Below are 14,685 nucleotides of genomic sequence, written 5' to 3'. Positions count from 1 at the left end.
GTGAACGAATGACGAAACAAAAGGCGGTTGTAATTTTAAGTGGTGGGCTAGATTCCACTACGTGTCTAGGCATTGCGATGGATGCAGGGTACGATGTATATGCACTCACGTTTGACTACGGTCAGCGCCATCGGGTAGAAATTGAATCGGCGAAAAAGGTGGCGGCATTCTATGATGTGAAACAACATCAGATTGCTCAATTACCTTTTTTGCGCACAATCGGCGGAAGTGCTTTAACGGATGATCGCATTGACGTTCCACATACAGGCGTTGTCGATCATGAGATACCGGTTACTTATGTTCCAGCTCGCAACCTCATTTTTTTATCGATCGCTACCGCCTATGCAGAAGTCGTTGGGGCAGAAGCCATTTATCTTGGTGTCAATGCGTTAGACTATAGTGGCTATCCTGATTGCCGTGAAGAGTTCATCGATTCATTTGCACACGCTGCAACGCTTGCTACCAAAGTTGGTACGATGGGAGGAACGCTACATGTCATGACTCCGCTTCTACATCTAACTAAAGCGGAGATTATCACACTTGGGACAACGCTTGCAGTGCCATATGAACTCACTTCCTCTTGTTATGAAGGAGAAGCGGTTGCCTGTGGTGTTTGCGACAGTTGTCGTTTGCGCTTAAAAGGGTTTGCTGAGGCTATGTTACAGGACCCTATCACATATGCACATGCTAGGTAAATAGTCTACTTTAGTGAGAGTACAGGTATAGTATGTTATAATGAAGAACGTTTTGTTGACTGTAAGTGTAAGAAAGTTTCGATATAGATATTATCAACAGCTTGTGAGGGTTGCTTATGGAACAGAAGCCTACGGGAAACCGTCCGCAAAACCGAAAAATGATAGATAAAGAACGGCGTAAAAAGAGAAGAAGAATTACTGCTATTGTGGGGGCTGGGATAGTTGCGGTCGTTCTTGGGACTGCCTTTGCCGCTGTGTACACGTCTTCTAAAAGTCCAAGTGGTGGCAATCCGCTAGATAATATCATTACTGCAATGGTTGGAGCGCCAGAGGAAAATATTTTATTAATTGGCAATAACGCACGTAATCCCGCTGGACCTCTTGACTTAGGTACTGGTGGAGGGCAAGCAGATATTTTAATGATCGCACACGTCGATCCAAAACAGCATAAAGTCGTTTTGATCTCAATTCCACGTAATGTATTATTTGCGCAACCGCAATTTAATAACCCAATACCGAAGATTAAGAGTATGTTTTTTATTGGAGCACAATTAAATCCCAATCAAGCTGCACAATTGTCTGTTGCGGCAGTACAACAATTGACAGGGATGAAGATTAACCACTGGATTGTCACGGATTTTAATGGCTTTCAGGATGCGGTAAACGCTGTAGGTGGCGTGCGTGTCGATGTTCCGGGGCGGCTATATGATCCGCTACATAGTGGTGCCAATCTGTATCCAGGTTGGCAGACACTAAACGGGCAGCAGGCACTCGCATTTATTCGCATCCGTCAAAATGAGGCGAGTAGCACGGTTCGCGTCAATGATTTTCAGCGTATGGATGCAGAAGCGCAAGTGTTGGAAGCATTAAAACATAAACTCTTGAGTCCAGGTACAGATATTACAAGTCTTGGTGGTCTTATGGCTACATGGAAAAAAGATATTGCTACTGATATGAATACACAGGATCTTACAGCCCTTGCTGCGGATCTACTCGGTGCTAAGGTCGATCATGTAACACTTGGCAATGTAGGCGATTCGATGCAGATTGCTAGTGCACCGTTGCCTGGTATCAATCAGGAAAACTATATTACTGGTGCGTATTACGATGTATTAAGTCCTGAACATATCTATGCTATGTTGAAACCGTATGGATCGACAGGATCGTCGATGGGACTTCCACCATTGCCTTCACCGAGTAATGTACCTGTGCAAGTCTATGGTTCACAAATTGTTGTGAACGAACTAAAGGCAGCTGGATATCCTGTTACGTGGATGGGTGCTGGCAATGGAACCTATCCAGTACAGATTATGTACCCGAGTGGCGATATTGAATGGGGCTTTGCGGTAGGGCGTACGCTCGCGACTGGCAATGGCATTGTTGAACCTGGCAGCCCAGATCCCAATGCAGTCGTTGTCTATTCGCAGTGAGATTATATGTCATGGATGGTTTATATTCAGTTTGAGAAAGAGTGACACCTACGAGGTGTCTCTTTCTTTTTTTAATTGATGGCGTTCGTAGATGTTGTCTGTACTACTTGTACAGAGTATTGAATATATCTCTACAAATCGGAGGGAAATTCGTGTTACTTGTGACAAGTGCAGAAATGCAAAAGCTTGATACAGTCATGATAGAGGAGATTGGTGTGGCGTCAGCTGCACTCATGGAATCTGTAGGGCTGAGAGTAGCTGAGGTTACGATGGACATGGTAGATGGCACTGGTGCGCACCAGTCGATGGGTGAGCGGGTCAGTTCTCGATCAAGGGAAATGGACTCTCGAAAGATGATCGCTGTTGTTGTTGGAAAAGGACATAATGGTGCAGACGGATTGGTTGCTGCACGTTACCTACATGTGCTCGGGTATAGCGTGCGCGTATGGCTTACTTCTGATGAAAGAGATCTTTCACATCTTACTCACATTCAGCTTTGCGCTTATCGCAATGTACACGGTAGATTGGCAGAAGAAACGGATGATCTTACACAGGCAGATGTCATTATTGATGCAATCCTTGGCAACGGCAGTCAATTACCTGTTAGAGAACCGCTTCGACCTTTTTTACAGGCTATTCATAAGGCGCACAGACCGGTGCTTTCTATCGACTTTCCTACTGGGCTTGACCCTGATTCTGGTCAGGTTGATGTTGATTGTGTTAAAGCTGTACGGACAGTTGCGTGTGGATTGAGTAAACCCGGGTTATACGTAGAGCCTGGAAGAGCATATGCAGGTCAGATTACCATTGCTTCTTTGGCTATCTCATACCACATGGCTGTTCGTCACGGAGCACATCATTTTTTGGTTACCGAACAGGATATCGCAAAGCGGTATCGACGACGTCCGCAAGATTCTCATAAAGGGTCATTTGGTCGTGTGGGAGTACTTGCTGGTAGTCCTGGTATGTACGGCGCAGCGCGGCTTGCGGTAGAGGGAGCATACCGAGCAGGAGCTGGGCTTGTTTACTATTTTGCACCAGAGGATCTTTCGGATACATGGGTCTCTGGATTCCCGGTGGAGGCTGTTGTCAAACGGTATGCTGGACGAGCAGGAGTGTGGAATGTGGACGCGATCGCTTCCCTTCTTGCTTTGTTTGCACAAGTTGACGTAGGAGTGATTGGCCCGGGTATGGGGCGGAGTATGCAAGATTCCCCGGAAGCGCTACTTGCTTTGGCCCAGCTACCGATTCCACTCGTGTTAGATGCAGATTTTTTACAAGTAGTTGCGGCTTCTGAAGATGGTGGTGTCACTTTTTTTGAACATCGTAAACATCTTACAATCATCACACCACATCCTAAAGAATTTGCTCAATTAATAAAACGACCTACTTCTGTCGTGCAGGAAAATAGGCTTCTCTACGCTAAGGAGTATGCAGTTAAGACACAAACCATTGTGGTACTTAAGGGTGCAGGAACGGTCATCGCAACGCCAGAACCAGCTGTATGGATTAACTCTACGGGCAATAGCGGGCTTGCTACTGGTGGGACAGGCGATGTTTTAGCGGGATTGCTAGGTGGGCTTTTAGCTAGTGGATATGGCGCTGAGTCGGCAGCACTAGTAGGAGTTTACGTACACGGGAAGGCAGCAGAGTTGGCTTGTACAACCCAATATAGTCAAGAGTCGCTTGTAGCATCTGATTTATTTGCATGGTTTGGAACAGCTTTTCGACAAATTTCCTGGGAAATGGACATTTCTCACGATGGATAGACAGGGGTGATCATGTGCGGCGGAAAAATTGGGCTGCCTTGTTGCTTACCGTAAGCCTTGCGATGATCTTAGCTGGATGCGGACAAATGAGCGCCACACAAATGGCCAAACAGCTTCAGGATGTGCAAAACGGTTTGAATACCTATAAAACTGAAGCATTCATGACTGTGCATGTGCAAGATGCGGTTGCGCGGTATTATGTCGAAACGTGGTATCAATCGCCAAATTTATACCGCATTGCACTTGGCAATGAGAACAAAGACATCTCTCAAATTATCGTGCATAATGCTCAGGGCATCTATATTATTAGCCCTTCTACGCGTAAAGTCATTCGCTTTTCGGGCGATTGGGCTGAAAAGCAAGGTCATATGTACCTGTATAATTCACTGTTAAGTCAGATCATTTCAGCAGTAAAGCCGGATTACTCGGTGAAAGATAAAGTGGTCACTTTTGTGCTCCCTACTGATCCGCAAAATTCGTTAATTAGCAGCCAGAAAATAGAATTAGATCAAACGACTCTCGGACCCAAGCAAGTCATTTTGTACAACAAAGATCAGCGGGCAGTCATTACGATGAATTATATTTCATTTCAAAAGGGTGTGCAGTTTCCGGCAAATGCCTTTTCTCCAGAACAGGCGACTACACTAAAATCAATTGAAATGCCAGTGAGTGCAGAAGAACAAGGTTTTGGAGTGATTGAACCTACCTACGTGCCGCAAAATGATCAAATGGAAGACGAAGCAGAACAAAACGGAATTGTTTTTGTCCGTTATGATGGTATGTCACCGTTTACTCTAGTAGAAACTAGGCCTTCTGCAGGGGATATTGAACTTGGGGAAGGAAAATTGCTTACTCTATATGGGGTGCCAGCTGTGTTGACTGGTAGTGCTGAAGTTCATCAGCTTTACTGGCTACAGCATGGAGTGGAATTTCAACTGACATCACATATGTCTGTCGCTAGTATGATGAAAGTAGCGGCATCCATGGTGGATGATAGCGGCAAATAATGCGATTTGCGGATCAGATCGTCTTGATTTGTGGTATTCTCTACATGGGTGAAGACTATGTGGAGACAAACTTGGGCGGAAATCAATTTGCAGCATTTTGCCCATAATGTAAGTATATTAAAAAAGCAACTTCTTCCTCATGTGCGTTTTATGGCGACTGTAAAGGCAGATGCATATGGCCATGGAGCTGTGGAGATCAGTAAAACAGCTTTGCGTGCAGGTGCGCAGCAGCTAGGCGTGGCCTCTTTTGAAGAAGGCGCTGTGCTTCGTGAAGCTTCTATTACTGCAGATATTCTCGTTTTTGGTGCACTATCAGAAGAAGGCGCAAGTGCTGCATTGGCGCATCGTTTGACGGCTTCTGTGGGTAGTATGCAGGATCTTTTGTGGTTACAAGAGGCAGCAGAGGCGTGTCATAAACAAGCGCGGATTCACGTGAAAATTGACACTGGAATGACGCGGCTTGGTTTACGCCACATCGAGGATGTCGTGCAATTAGTACAGGTGGCAAACGAGTCTTCGAGGATTATATTAGAAGGTATTTATACGCATTTTGCTACATCAGATGAAGAATTATTTGAATTACTAGAGCCCTCTGATCAAGAAAACGGGAGTACTATTGTTCCTTTTGTGGAGCAGCAGCGGATGCGTTTTGAAGAAGTCTTGCAGGCCGTGCGTGAACTAGGGATCATCATTCCTATTGTCCATGCGGCCAACAGCGCAGCAGCATTACGTAATCCACGCTATCAGTACGATATGGTTCGCTTTGGTATTGCTATGTATGGGTATCAACCTTTACCTATAGTTGATGCTGATCTTACCTTGCATTCTGTGATGGCTGTGCGTTCTCGTATTACGCGCATCGTGGACATCATGCCGGGCGAGGCAGTCAGCTATGGTCGCACGTATATTGCTACTCGTCCGGAAGTGATTGCAACTGTAGCCATTGGATATGGGGATGGGATTCCACGGGATCTGTCCAATCTTGGTCGAGTTCTTGTTAATGGGCAATGTGCTCAGATTGTTGGTCGCGTATGCATGGATCAGTTGATGATTAAAGTGACGGATCTTGTTGTGCAAGTAGGTGATATTGTCACATTGTACGGGGCAGATGAAGGGTGTGGCTCGATCCTTCAAGCGACAGAACAACTCGATACGATTCCCTATGAACTTTTATGTCGAATAACGGCACGAGTGCCAAGAGTGATCATTCCCGCGGAAAATTTAGCAGAAGATCGCCAATGAACTGGATGTTTGACCAGTAAGTGCGATATAATATGTACGGACTTGTAGGCAGTAAGGGGGATCTCGTATTGTCTAGATCACGGCGGATTGCCATCAGTATGCCACCATATCTATTAGATGAAGTTGATGTGCTTGTTGCGCAGGAGCGCAATACGCGCAGTGATTTGATTCGTCAAGCAACTGCTATGTACCTGCGGGAACGCAAGAAGCAACGGATTCGTGAACTATTGCAGCAAGGATATCAAGAAATGGCTGTGATTAACTTGCATTTAGCTGATGAGGCATTTGCAGCAGAAGCTGAGGCGGAGCGAATTGCACAACGATTGGTTAGTGGGGTGTAGGCGTATGAACGTCAAGCGCGGTGACGTGTACTATGCTGATCTATCACCGGTCGTTGGCTCTGAGCAAGGTGGGTTTCGCCCTGTATTGATCATCCAAAACAACATTGGCAATCGTTTTAGTCCGACTGTAATTATTGCAGCGATTACCGCGCAGATTCAGAAAGCTAAGTTACCGACTCACGTCGAGATTGCTGCTTCTGCATATGGACTAGAACGCGATTCAGTGGTTTTACTCGAACAGATACGCACGATTGATAAGCAACGTCTCACTGAGAAGATTACTCATCTCGATGATGAGTTAATGCACAAGGTGAATGAAGGATTGCAGATTAGTCTTGGTTTGGTCGATTTTTAATAATATACGCCCGGATCGTTGATCTGTGACTAGGAGTAGGCTGATAATGATCAGCCTTATTTGCATTTCATGGCATGTCCCACCTCGCCTTTGAATAATGTGTACAAACACTCACTTTGCTGAGTTGTATGTTTACACAAGAGAGGCGGGGGCGTTTTGGTTCATGGAGGACTCGTTGGAGCCAAAGTTAGGACGCTTGCTTTGATCGCGTTAATCGCAGGTTGTTTTATTGCGATTGCTGTTTATAGCCATGGTGCTGTTCATCCACTGATGAATGCGCATATGGTGAAGAGTTTATTTCAAAGCATTGTGTGGGAAGCGTTCCCATTTATTTTGCTGGGTGCCATGCTTTCTTCGATTATTGAAACGTGGGTGGGGTCTAACCACTTATCAGCATTATTATCAGATTCTCTGTCAGGGCGGATGACAGCTAGCATCATGGGTCTTGTAGTGCCAGTTTGTGATTGCGGAACCATCCCCGTGGCGCGGAGTCTGCGCCGTAAGGGGGTCGGCGAATCAGTCGCGTTTACCTTTGCGCTAGGGACACCAACGATTAATTTAGTGGCTCTGATCTCTACGTTTATTGCATTCCATCAGCAGTGGTCGTGGGTCTTGTTAAGAGCGGGGGCTGCCTTAATCATTGCAATAGTTACTGGGATAGCGGTTCACTTTCGGGAAGAGGGTCTACTGGAGAAGTGGAATGCTGTTCATCCAAACCATGATCATCAAGACGTTAAGGGCTTGTCAAAATGGAGACATGCAACAGATCATTCGATAGAAGAACTCTTTGCAGTGGGTCCATTTTTCGTGATTAGTGCCTTATTTGCTGCAATTGCGCAAGGTTTATGGCCTATGCATGCGGTTACCACCTTCACTCAACACTCCGTTTGGTCAATTGTATTACTGATGATCCTTGGCAGTGCATTTTCACTTTGTTCTGAAGCAGATGCTTTTGTAGCAGCAAGTTTAACGACTATTTTTTCCCCTGGAGCTGTGATGGCGTTTTTATTGGCAGGCCAAATGATTGATGTTCGCAATTTAATGCTTATGCCTCAGGTTTTTTCTAAGAAGACGATGGCAGTTGGCTTACCGCTTACAGCAGTTATGATTTTTAGCGTTGCATTACTGGTGAATCGCTTCTTTACGGGGGGGTGGCTATAAGATGCTATCAGAAAAAAAACTGCAATTTGGCATTCTTTTGCTATATGGAGTGAGTTTAAGTCATCTAGTATGGACAGGCACAATGTATCAGTACATTGGAAGTGTGATGGCGCCTTTTGAAGTGGTAGCATGTATTGTTTTATGGGTGTTGATCGTGATGTCCGTCTTTTCACTTCGGAAGAAGGAACCGGATCATGTGCATGACCCATGGCTGCAGGGGATTCTCTTTGCGGCATTTGCTTTACCGCCTGCTACATACTTAATCACAACGTTGATCGGTTGGTAAGGTACTTTGCGAGATGACGAAAACGTAGTAATCTTGTAGAGAGTTGAAATTTACGGAAGGTGGTATCTCATTCTTGAGTCACACAGTGGGTACGGAGATCGATGTAGTAGCAGCTTCGCGAATTCACAATTATGAATTATATCCTGACGGGTTGCAAAAAATTGCTTGGGTAAAGGAGCGCATGCCACTTTTGCGTTCACTCGAAGAGCAATTTAGCAAAGAACAGCCTTTTGCCGGTCAAAATGTAGTGATTTGTTTGCATTTAGAAGCTAAAACGGCGTATTTGGCGAAAGTTGTTAAGGCGGGCGGTGCGAAGGTTGCTGTTGTCGCTTCGAATCCCTTATCGACGCAAGATGATGTGGTAGCAGGACTTGTGCACGATGGAATTTACGCTTACGCATGGTACGGCGCGACGACGGAGGAATACAATCATCATATCCAAGCAGCGCTTGATTTTCATCCCACACTTGTCATTGATGATGGTGGCGATTTAGTGTCAACATTGCATCGCGAACGGTTGGCGCAGACTGCAGAAATTAAAGGTGGATGCGAAGAAACAACGACTGGTATCTTGCGCTTGCGGGCGATGGAAGAGCAAGGTGTATTGAAGTTTCCTATGATTGCTGTCAACGATGCATACTCTAAGTATTTATTTGATAATCGCTATGGAACTGGACAATCCGTATGGGACGGTATTATGCGTACGACCAATCTTGTAGTCGCTGGTAAAACAGCGGTGGTCATTGGCTATGGATGGTGTGGTAAAGGCGTATCGCTACGCGCTGCGGCACTTGGTGCAAAAGTGATTGTGTGTGAAGTAGATCCAATCAAGGCACTTGAAGCTGTCATGGATGGCTATGCGGTGATGCCGATGGTTGAGGCTGCCAAGCATGGCGACTTTTTTATTACGGTTACAGGCGATAAAGATTGTATCGTAGGCGAACATTTTGATGTGATGAAAGATGGAGCAATTTTGGCTAACGCGGGACATTTTGATGTGGAGATCAGTATCCCTGCATTGCGTGAACGTGCAGTTTCAGTGCAAGTCGCACGTAAAAATGTAGAAGAATTCAAGATGCAAGATGGACGTAAAATTTATTTGCTGGCAGAAGGCCGATTGGTCAACCTAGCAGCGGGTGATGGACATCCGGCAGAAGTTATGGACATGACGTTCGCATTACAAGCGCTTGCTTTACGTTATGTACACGAAGGGTCACTAACACCAGGCGTGCACCGTTTACCGCAAATGCTCGATGAGCAGGTGGCGCGGATGCGTTTGGCTGCGACTGGCGTAAAGATTGATGAACTTAGTACAGAGCAACGTGCATATCTTGCCAGTTGGGGGCATGAAGATGTTGCTCCATAGATGAGGATGGGGAGATAGATCAACGATGCGGCCACTCATAGGACTTACGGTAAACGAGTATGTGAAAAATGGTATTCCCGGGGAGTTTGTCGGTCAGGACTATACGGATGGTGTATATGCAGCGGGGGGATTGCCTTTAGTCCTTCCGCTGACCGCCGACAAAGAAGCAATAGTAGAATTGGCAAATCGCCTTGATGGATTGATATTAACTGGTGGCTCAGATATTGCTCCACAGTTATTTCATGAAGAACCGCGACTTGGACTTGGGGAGATTAGCCCACTGCGGGATGCCATGGAAGCGATGTTAATTGTGCAAATGGTTGCATTAGATAAGCCAATTTTAGCTATTTGCAGAGGAATTCAGATTGTAAATGCAGTGATGGGTGGAACGCTGTATCAGGATCTTTTGAGAGAATGGTCAGGGAGATTGCAGCACGCACAAAAAGCGCCTCGCGATCATGTAGCACACAGCGTATCCCTAGTCGAAGGGTCGCGCTTGCACGCTTTGATGGGGGCGCCTGAAGTGATGGTTAACACGTTCCATCATCAAGCTGTCTCTGCTCTGGCTCCGGGCTTTGTGATTAGTGGTCGAAGTCATGATGGGTTAGTAGAAGCGATTGAGCATCCAGGATATCGTTTTATTGTTGGTGTGCAGTGGCATCCGGAAAATCTTTGGCGCAAATACCCAGAACATGCGCGCTTATTCACAGGTGTTGTGGAGGCTTCACGCGCGCGTGCGCAATCTTTGCAATAACGCGCGATCTGCTTTAGAGAACAAAAACAAGGAACGGGCACTGCGCTTTGTTTGTCGCAAAAAGTAGGCGACGGACATAAAAAACCCTACAAAATATGCAGAGGTAGATGCGATCGCACCGCCTAAAAAACCGATGCGCGGGATGAGTATCAAGCATAATACAGTATTGGTTGCAATACTTGTTAGCTGCATATACAGTGGGAAATGCACTTTTCCAAGCTGATCTGTGCAAAACTGTGTAAATAAATTGGTTACGCCATATACGATCGTGCCAACGATGAGAATTTGAAAGGCTGGTATGGAACGATCATAACGACCACTCAGTGCAAAGTGAATGAGCGGTGGAACAGTGAATAGCATGACAGTAGCGGCACTGATTAATAAGATCATCGTCATGCGAAAGGTGCGTTCGACTAGTTCAATGGATCCGTTACGTTCTTCCGAAGCGATGCGCGCATAGATGAGTAAAGAAATGCTTGAAGAAATATGCCAGAGAACTTCAGATGCAGTGACCGCCATCGCATATAAGCTAGTGGCGGTCGTTCCTGCAAGAATGCCTACTAGAATCACATCTCCGCGTAAATTAAACTGTGTAAGTAATTGTTGTAATGATGTCTTACGGCCATATGTGATAATTGATTTTTTAATGTCTGGATGCTTACTTGGTCGCAGGCGAATGCCTAGCACACGCCTTGCCGTTGTTACTGCTGTAGTAGCAGAAATGATATAGGATAAGAGCCAAGCACTAAATGTTAGTAGTAGTAGATAAGGTGAGATGCTTGGATCCACATGGCGCCATATGGTGAGACCTATGGCAAAAATGACGAAGGTCAATATTTGCACGGTATTGAGTCGGTTTAACCAGTCAATCTCATTTAAGGCTTGAATGAGTTTGGTGGAATAAGCGAATAACACTGCTAAAGGAATGCCAACGAGGGCAAATAATACATAGATAAGCACAGAATTCCGCGTGGCAAAAAGTGCAACGACGATCGCTAAAGCACCTACTGCTATGGCTATTTGTAAAAAAATGCGCATAATGACGCCGATGACTGCAGCGCGATCTAGTTTTAAGCGATTAATTCCATAGTTAAAATAATTACCATAACCGGCCAAATAAGTTGCGGCTAGTTGAAAATATACAAGTACCAGTTTATAAATCCCATTATCGTGTACAGATAGATAGCGTGGCACTAAAAAAAGGCCTGAAATCATGGCCAGTCCAGCAACGCCAAATTTATATAGGATTGTTCGTAACGTTCGCTTGATGTGTCCCATGGACTACCTCCTAGCCATTAGTATACCACGTTGTTGTCCCCTCGCCATTTTGATATCGGCACTTTTGATGATAGAGAGTGAACACGCTGATCGGCCGACAGTGGTGGGGACTCCAGATAGGGGGAGATTGTTGATGGTTGTTACTACGATGAATAGACATTTGTTGATACAACTACAGACAGGACAAACGGCTGCGGGAAAACCTAAGTTGCATAATCGAGTATACCCGCATGTAGATGTTGAAGTTGCAGATGATGCAATTAACCAAGTACTCGAGGCTCTGACACCGCTTTTTGCAGATCCTGTTTATGTCATGGGACGTGTAGATACGGTCCAGATTGCACCTGATACGTCATCTAGTGCGTCTAGTAGCACAACTAGTTCTGGTAGTACGACATCGTCTTCCAGTTCGTCCACTACTACTGGAACAGAAGGTAGCGCGAGTAACGCTACATCGTCTTCTGGTACTCAAAGCAGTGCGAGCACTTCTAGTACAACAACGACGTCTGCAGCAGGTACTACGAGTGCTTGAGACGAACATCTAGCTGCTGAGAAGATGGACACACACGATAAGGGGGATATGAACATGAAAGACACATTGGAACTCGCTTTTTTGACCGATTTAAATAAAACGGTTCATTTGCAAATTCCTAATCCGAAGACGCCGATTAGCGCCACAGACATAACGACTGCTATGGATGCGATTGTTGCGGCCAATATCTTCGTTTTTCCTACCGGGAGAATCGTGAAAAAAGTATTGGCAAAGGTTAATAGTAGTGGTTCGTCACAAGTTACGCTTGGTCAATAGCGTAATCGCGGTAGCAAGGAACGCCACACTTTGGCGTTCCTTGTTATGTTCCTGTGAGCTTGCGGTAGCAGATCACTCCGATGGATGTTGCAATTTGTTAAGAACTAATGTGTATAAATGTTCAATCGTATCTGCTTCAATCAAGTCATATTCATCTATTAAGCAAAATGGAACGCGAAAACAGCGATGGCAGTTTCCTAAACAGCCCCACTCTTTCACTGTGATCTCTGGGTCTAGTGTCTGTAATTGTTTGATCATATCATCTGTATGATAATCAAGGTTTCCAGTACAATACTCAACTTTTCTTTTCAATGAGGTGAACTCCTTATTGAAGTGATCTCTACCTGCAATGTAACATAATGAGGATCTATTCGACTACGTCTGTATGATATGTGTAACTGAGCATTGCATTGGTGGCGTATATCCGTGTAACCTATAACGATGAATACGCGTCTTTATTATAGATCGCAATGAGGTGGAAGTATTGACGCCGGGATACAGCGATGAAGAGCGCATGTTACTTTTGCGCGAGTTAATGCAAACGTACGGGCTTGACGTGTTGCATGTGGTTTATGGGTATGTACACGATCATCACCAGGCGGAGGATATTAGTCAGGAAGTCTTTATAAAGGTATTTGATCACCTTGATACGTTTCGACAAGATAGCAGTTATCGGACGTGGATTTTGCGTATTGCGATCAATACGGCAAAGGATTTCTTGCGCAAGAAAGCTCGGCGACCAGAGGAATTCAATGATTTTCCACAAGTAGCTACCCAACATACAGTTGAGGGAGACGTGTTGCAAGATGTGCAACGTCAAGAATTATGGGAAGCAGTCTCGCATCTCCCGATGATTTATCAGGAGGTTGTCTGGCTACATTATGGGAAGGATTTATCAATGGATGAAATTTCAAAAGTACTTGACATAAGTTTGTCTGCGGTGAAGACGCGGCTCTATCGGGGACGAGGGATCTTGCGGCAGACGTGGGAAGGGGCGGTTGACCGTGAGTCGTCTGGACGATGAGGATTTGGATAAAGTGCTACGCGAAACGTTGCACAGTCAGGTAGATTCGCTAGTACTCACGGAAAACTTTGAACAGCATGTTCTCGATCAACTCAAGAAACGATCGGAAGATTACGCACAGAAAGAGCCAGAAGCGAAAAATAAAGGGGTGCACCTGCACTCAGGTGTGTGGAAAACGTGGATGAAGCGGCAAAAACGCATGCTGTGGCTTGGAGCGGGTGTTGCGGCGATGCTGTTCGGGTTAGTGACACTTGGTGTGTTAAATAAAGGAACGGGAGTAGGCATGCAGTCGGCTGGACAGAGCTCGAGTACAGGCACGCAATCTGCAGTGCAACCGGGTATTGCTCTTCCGTCGTTTCAAGCAACGCTTGCGCCAATTTCGTCGCAAAATGTAACAGCAACAAATGATGCGTCATTAGGCAACCATACCAGTGCTAATAATGGTAACACTAACAGTACCATGCAAAAATTGAATGGGACAGCTTCAACACATTCATTTGTTGCTCTCTCTAAGCAATTGCTCACGGTGCATGCGCAACTGTACAATTCAAGTAATGTTGCAATTTCAGGTAAAAATTTGCAGGGTATGTTGTTTTTTTTACGCCAACCAGGTGCGTTGTCTCCCGTACAAGAAAGTGATTGGGAGTATTTTGTCAATGGCCCAGATGTCACAATTGCACCACATCAATCTGTGGAGTGGAGTTTTACGCCTAATCCAACTCCTGCATTTTCTGATTTGAAGCATCGGTATATCCATTTAGTGTGGTTTTTACGTAAGTCAAATTCAGCTTTTCCAGCTTTAACGATGGGAACCTTACCCGTAACTGTGTCTGATATTCACGAAACGATAACAGGTACTGCTGGAGCAGCAGTACAGTTTTTACGTATTACTGCTCGCGTTACCAATCACTCAACAACTGCTTGGGATCCAAAGAGTGCGCTTGCCATGTTATTTTTCGATCGCCATGCAGGAGCTTCCTTGTTAGGACATGGGACGTATAAGTATTTTGATGATGTGATGGTAAGTAATGGTGAGACATCGCTGGTTGAGCCAGGAGAGTCGGTCAATGTCATGTTTAACATTGTCGGGATACCAGGTACACTTATGCAAAAGTTGCCTTTGCGTATTTTATTGATTGCACGCAATCAAGTTGGTGCATAATCATTGC

The 14,685-nt window shown here is 45.3% G+C and carries 17 protein-coding genes; 15 read left to right on the top strand and 2 right to left on the bottom strand.

Annotation, left to right across the window (positions count from 1 at the left end):
* Window positions 1–8: 8 nt before the first annotated feature.
* The 11 genes from queC (at window position 9) to MM817_RS09965 (ending at window position 10,406) form a co-directional block, all read left to right on the top strand.
* Entirely contained in the window at window positions 9–695 is a 687-nt protein-coding gene (queC, locus tag MM817_RS10015; protein ID WP_241714369.1) for a 7-cyano-7-deazaguanine synthase QueC, read from the top strand.
* Between the two features lie 116 nt (window positions 696–811).
* Window positions 812–2,125 (top strand): LCP family protein, encoded by a 1,314-nt coding sequence (locus MM817_RS10010; RefSeq protein WP_241714366.1) that lies wholly within the window; start codon window positions 812–814, stop codon window positions 2,123–2,125.
* A 152-nt stretch (window positions 2,126–2,277) separates the two neighbouring features.
* Complete coding sequence (locus MM817_RS10005) at window positions 2,278–3,894, top strand: NAD(P)H-hydrate dehydratase (protein WP_241714365.1); 1,617 nt, start codon at window positions 2,278–2,280, stop codon at window positions 3,892–3,894.
* 14 nt (window positions 3,895–3,908) lie between these two features.
* Window positions 3,909–4,901, top strand: coding sequence for a LolA family protein (locus MM817_RS10000; RefSeq protein ID WP_241714363.1), 993 nt, complete (start codon window positions 3,909–3,911; stop codon window positions 4,899–4,901).
* A 57-nt stretch (window positions 4,902–4,958) separates the two neighbouring features.
* Entirely contained in the window at window positions 4,959–6,143 is a 1,185-nt protein-coding gene (alr, locus tag MM817_RS09995; protein WP_241714361.1) for an alanine racemase, read from the top strand.
* Window positions 6,144–6,211: 68 nt separating this feature from the next.
* Entirely contained in the window at window positions 6,212–6,484 is a 273-nt protein-coding gene (locus tag MM817_RS09990) for a CopG family ribbon-helix-helix protein (RefSeq protein WP_419723383.1), read from the top strand.
* Window positions 6,485–6,488: 4 nt separating this feature from the next.
* A complete protein-coding gene (locus MM817_RS09985) occupies window positions 6,489–6,839 on the top strand; it encodes a type II toxin-antitoxin system PemK/MazF family toxin (RefSeq protein WP_241714359.1) in 351 nt (116 codons plus the stop codon).
* A gap of 156 nt (window positions 6,840–6,995) precedes the next feature.
* The gene (locus MM817_RS09980; RefSeq protein ID WP_241714357.1) at window positions 6,996–8,000 is read left to right on the top strand and encodes a permease; all 1,005 of its coding nucleotides are present in this window, start codon (window positions 6,996–6,998) and stop codon (window positions 7,998–8,000) included.
* A gap of 1 nt (window position 8,001) precedes the next feature.
* On the top strand, window positions 8,002–8,286 hold the full coding sequence (locus MM817_RS09975) for a DUF1980 domain-containing protein (protein WP_241714355.1): 285 nt from the start codon (window positions 8,002–8,004) through the stop codon (window positions 8,284–8,286).
* A gap of 73 nt (window positions 8,287–8,359) precedes the next feature.
* Complete coding sequence (locus MM817_RS09970; RefSeq protein WP_241714353.1) at window positions 8,360–9,652, top strand: adenosylhomocysteinase; 1,293 nt, start codon at window positions 8,360–8,362, stop codon at window positions 9,650–9,652.
* Between the two features lie 25 nt (window positions 9,653–9,677).
* Complete coding sequence (locus MM817_RS09965) at window positions 9,678–10,406, top strand: gamma-glutamyl-gamma-aminobutyrate hydrolase family protein (RefSeq protein WP_241714351.1); 729 nt, start codon at window positions 9,678–9,680, stop codon at window positions 10,404–10,406.
* On the opposite strand, the gene MM817_RS09960 is transcribed toward MM817_RS09965, so the two are convergent.
* A complete protein-coding gene (locus tag MM817_RS09960; RefSeq protein ID WP_241714350.1) occupies window positions 10,377–11,684 on the bottom strand; it encodes an MATE family efflux transporter in 1,308 nt (435 codons plus the stop codon). The genes MM817_RS09965 and MM817_RS09960 overlap by 30 nt on opposite strands.
* Window positions 11,685–11,817: 133 nt before the next feature.
* On the opposite strand from MM817_RS09960, the gene MM817_RS09955 reads away from it, so the two are divergent.
* Both MM817_RS09955 and MM817_RS09950 read left to right on the top strand, forming a co-directional pair.
* Entirely contained in the window at window positions 11,818–12,216 is a 399-nt protein-coding gene (locus MM817_RS09955) for a DUF1659 domain-containing protein (RefSeq protein WP_241714348.1), read from the top strand.
* A gap of 54 nt (window positions 12,217–12,270) precedes the next feature.
* The gene (locus MM817_RS09950; RefSeq protein ID WP_241714346.1) at window positions 12,271–12,492 is read left to right on the top strand and encodes a DUF2922 domain-containing protein; all 222 of its coding nucleotides are present in this window, start codon (window positions 12,271–12,273) and stop codon (window positions 12,490–12,492) included.
* A gap of 72 nt (window positions 12,493–12,564) precedes the next feature.
* Here the strand turns inward: MM817_RS09950 and MM817_RS09945 are convergent, their stop codons facing one another.
* The gene (locus MM817_RS09945; protein WP_241714336.1) at window positions 12,565–12,804 is read right to left on the bottom strand and encodes a DUF1450 domain-containing protein; all 240 of its coding nucleotides are present in this window, start codon (window positions 12,802–12,804) and stop codon (window positions 12,565–12,567) included.
* A gap of 172 nt (window positions 12,805–12,976) precedes the next feature.
* Here MM817_RS09945 and MM817_RS09940 point away from each other — a divergent pair, with 172 nt between their 5' ends.
* Together MM817_RS09940 and MM817_RS09935 are read left to right on the top strand one after the other, a co-directional pair.
* Window positions 12,977–13,516 (top strand): sigma-70 family RNA polymerase sigma factor, encoded by a 540-nt coding sequence (locus tag MM817_RS09940; RefSeq protein ID WP_241714334.1) that lies wholly within the window; start codon window positions 12,977–12,979, stop codon window positions 13,514–13,516.
* Entirely contained in the window at window positions 13,497–14,678 is a 1,182-nt protein-coding gene (locus tag MM817_RS09935; protein WP_241714332.1) for a hypothetical protein, read from the top strand. Before MM817_RS09940 ends, MM817_RS09935 begins: the two co-directional genes overlap by 20 nt.
* Window positions 14,679–14,685 lie beyond the last annotated feature (7 nt).

The organism is Sulfoacidibacillus ferrooxidans (assembly GCF_022606465.1).
GTDB classification, from domain to species: Bacteria; Bacillota; Bacilli; order Alicyclobacillales; family SLC66; genus Sulfoacidibacillus; species Sulfoacidibacillus ferrooxidans.
The sequence above is the reverse complement of the archived record's forward strand: the minus strand, read 5'-3'. Positions and strand labels throughout refer to the sequence as shown.

What these genes read in the sequence shown, in the direction of transcription:
- MM817_RS09985 (WP_241714359.1), top strand. Translation starts at nt 6,489, where the DNA reads ATGAACGTCAAGCGCGGTGACGTGTACTATGCTGATCTATCACCGGTC.
- alr (WP_241714361.1), top strand. Translation starts at nt 4,959, where the DNA reads ATGTGGAGACAAACTTGGGCGGAAATCAATTTGCAGCATTTTGCCCAT.
- MM817_RS10010 (WP_241714366.1), top strand. Translation starts at nt 812, where the DNA reads ATGGAACAGAAGCCTACGGGAAACCGTCCGCAAAACCGAAAAATGATA.
- queC (WP_241714369.1), top strand. Translation starts at nt 9, where the DNA reads ATGACGAAACAAAAGGCGGTTGTAATTTTAAGTGGTGGGCTAGATTCC.
- MM817_RS09955 (WP_241714348.1), top strand. Translation starts at nt 11,818, where the DNA reads ATGGTTGTTACTACGATGAATAGACATTTGTTGATACAACTACAGACA.
- MM817_RS09960 (WP_241714350.1), bottom strand. Translation starts at nt 11,684, where the DNA reads ATGGGACACATCAAGCGAACGTTACGAACAATCCTATATAAATTTGGC.
- MM817_RS09975 (WP_241714355.1), top strand. Translation starts at nt 8,002, where the DNA reads ATGCTATCAGAAAAAAAACTGCAATTTGGCATTCTTTTGCTATATGGA.
- MM817_RS09950 (WP_241714346.1), top strand. Translation starts at nt 12,271, where the DNA reads ATGAAAGACACATTGGAACTCGCTTTTTTGACCGATTTAAATAAAACG.
- MM817_RS09965 (WP_241714351.1), top strand. Translation starts at nt 9,678, where the DNA reads ATGCGGCCACTCATAGGACTTACGGTAAACGAGTATGTGAAAAATGGT.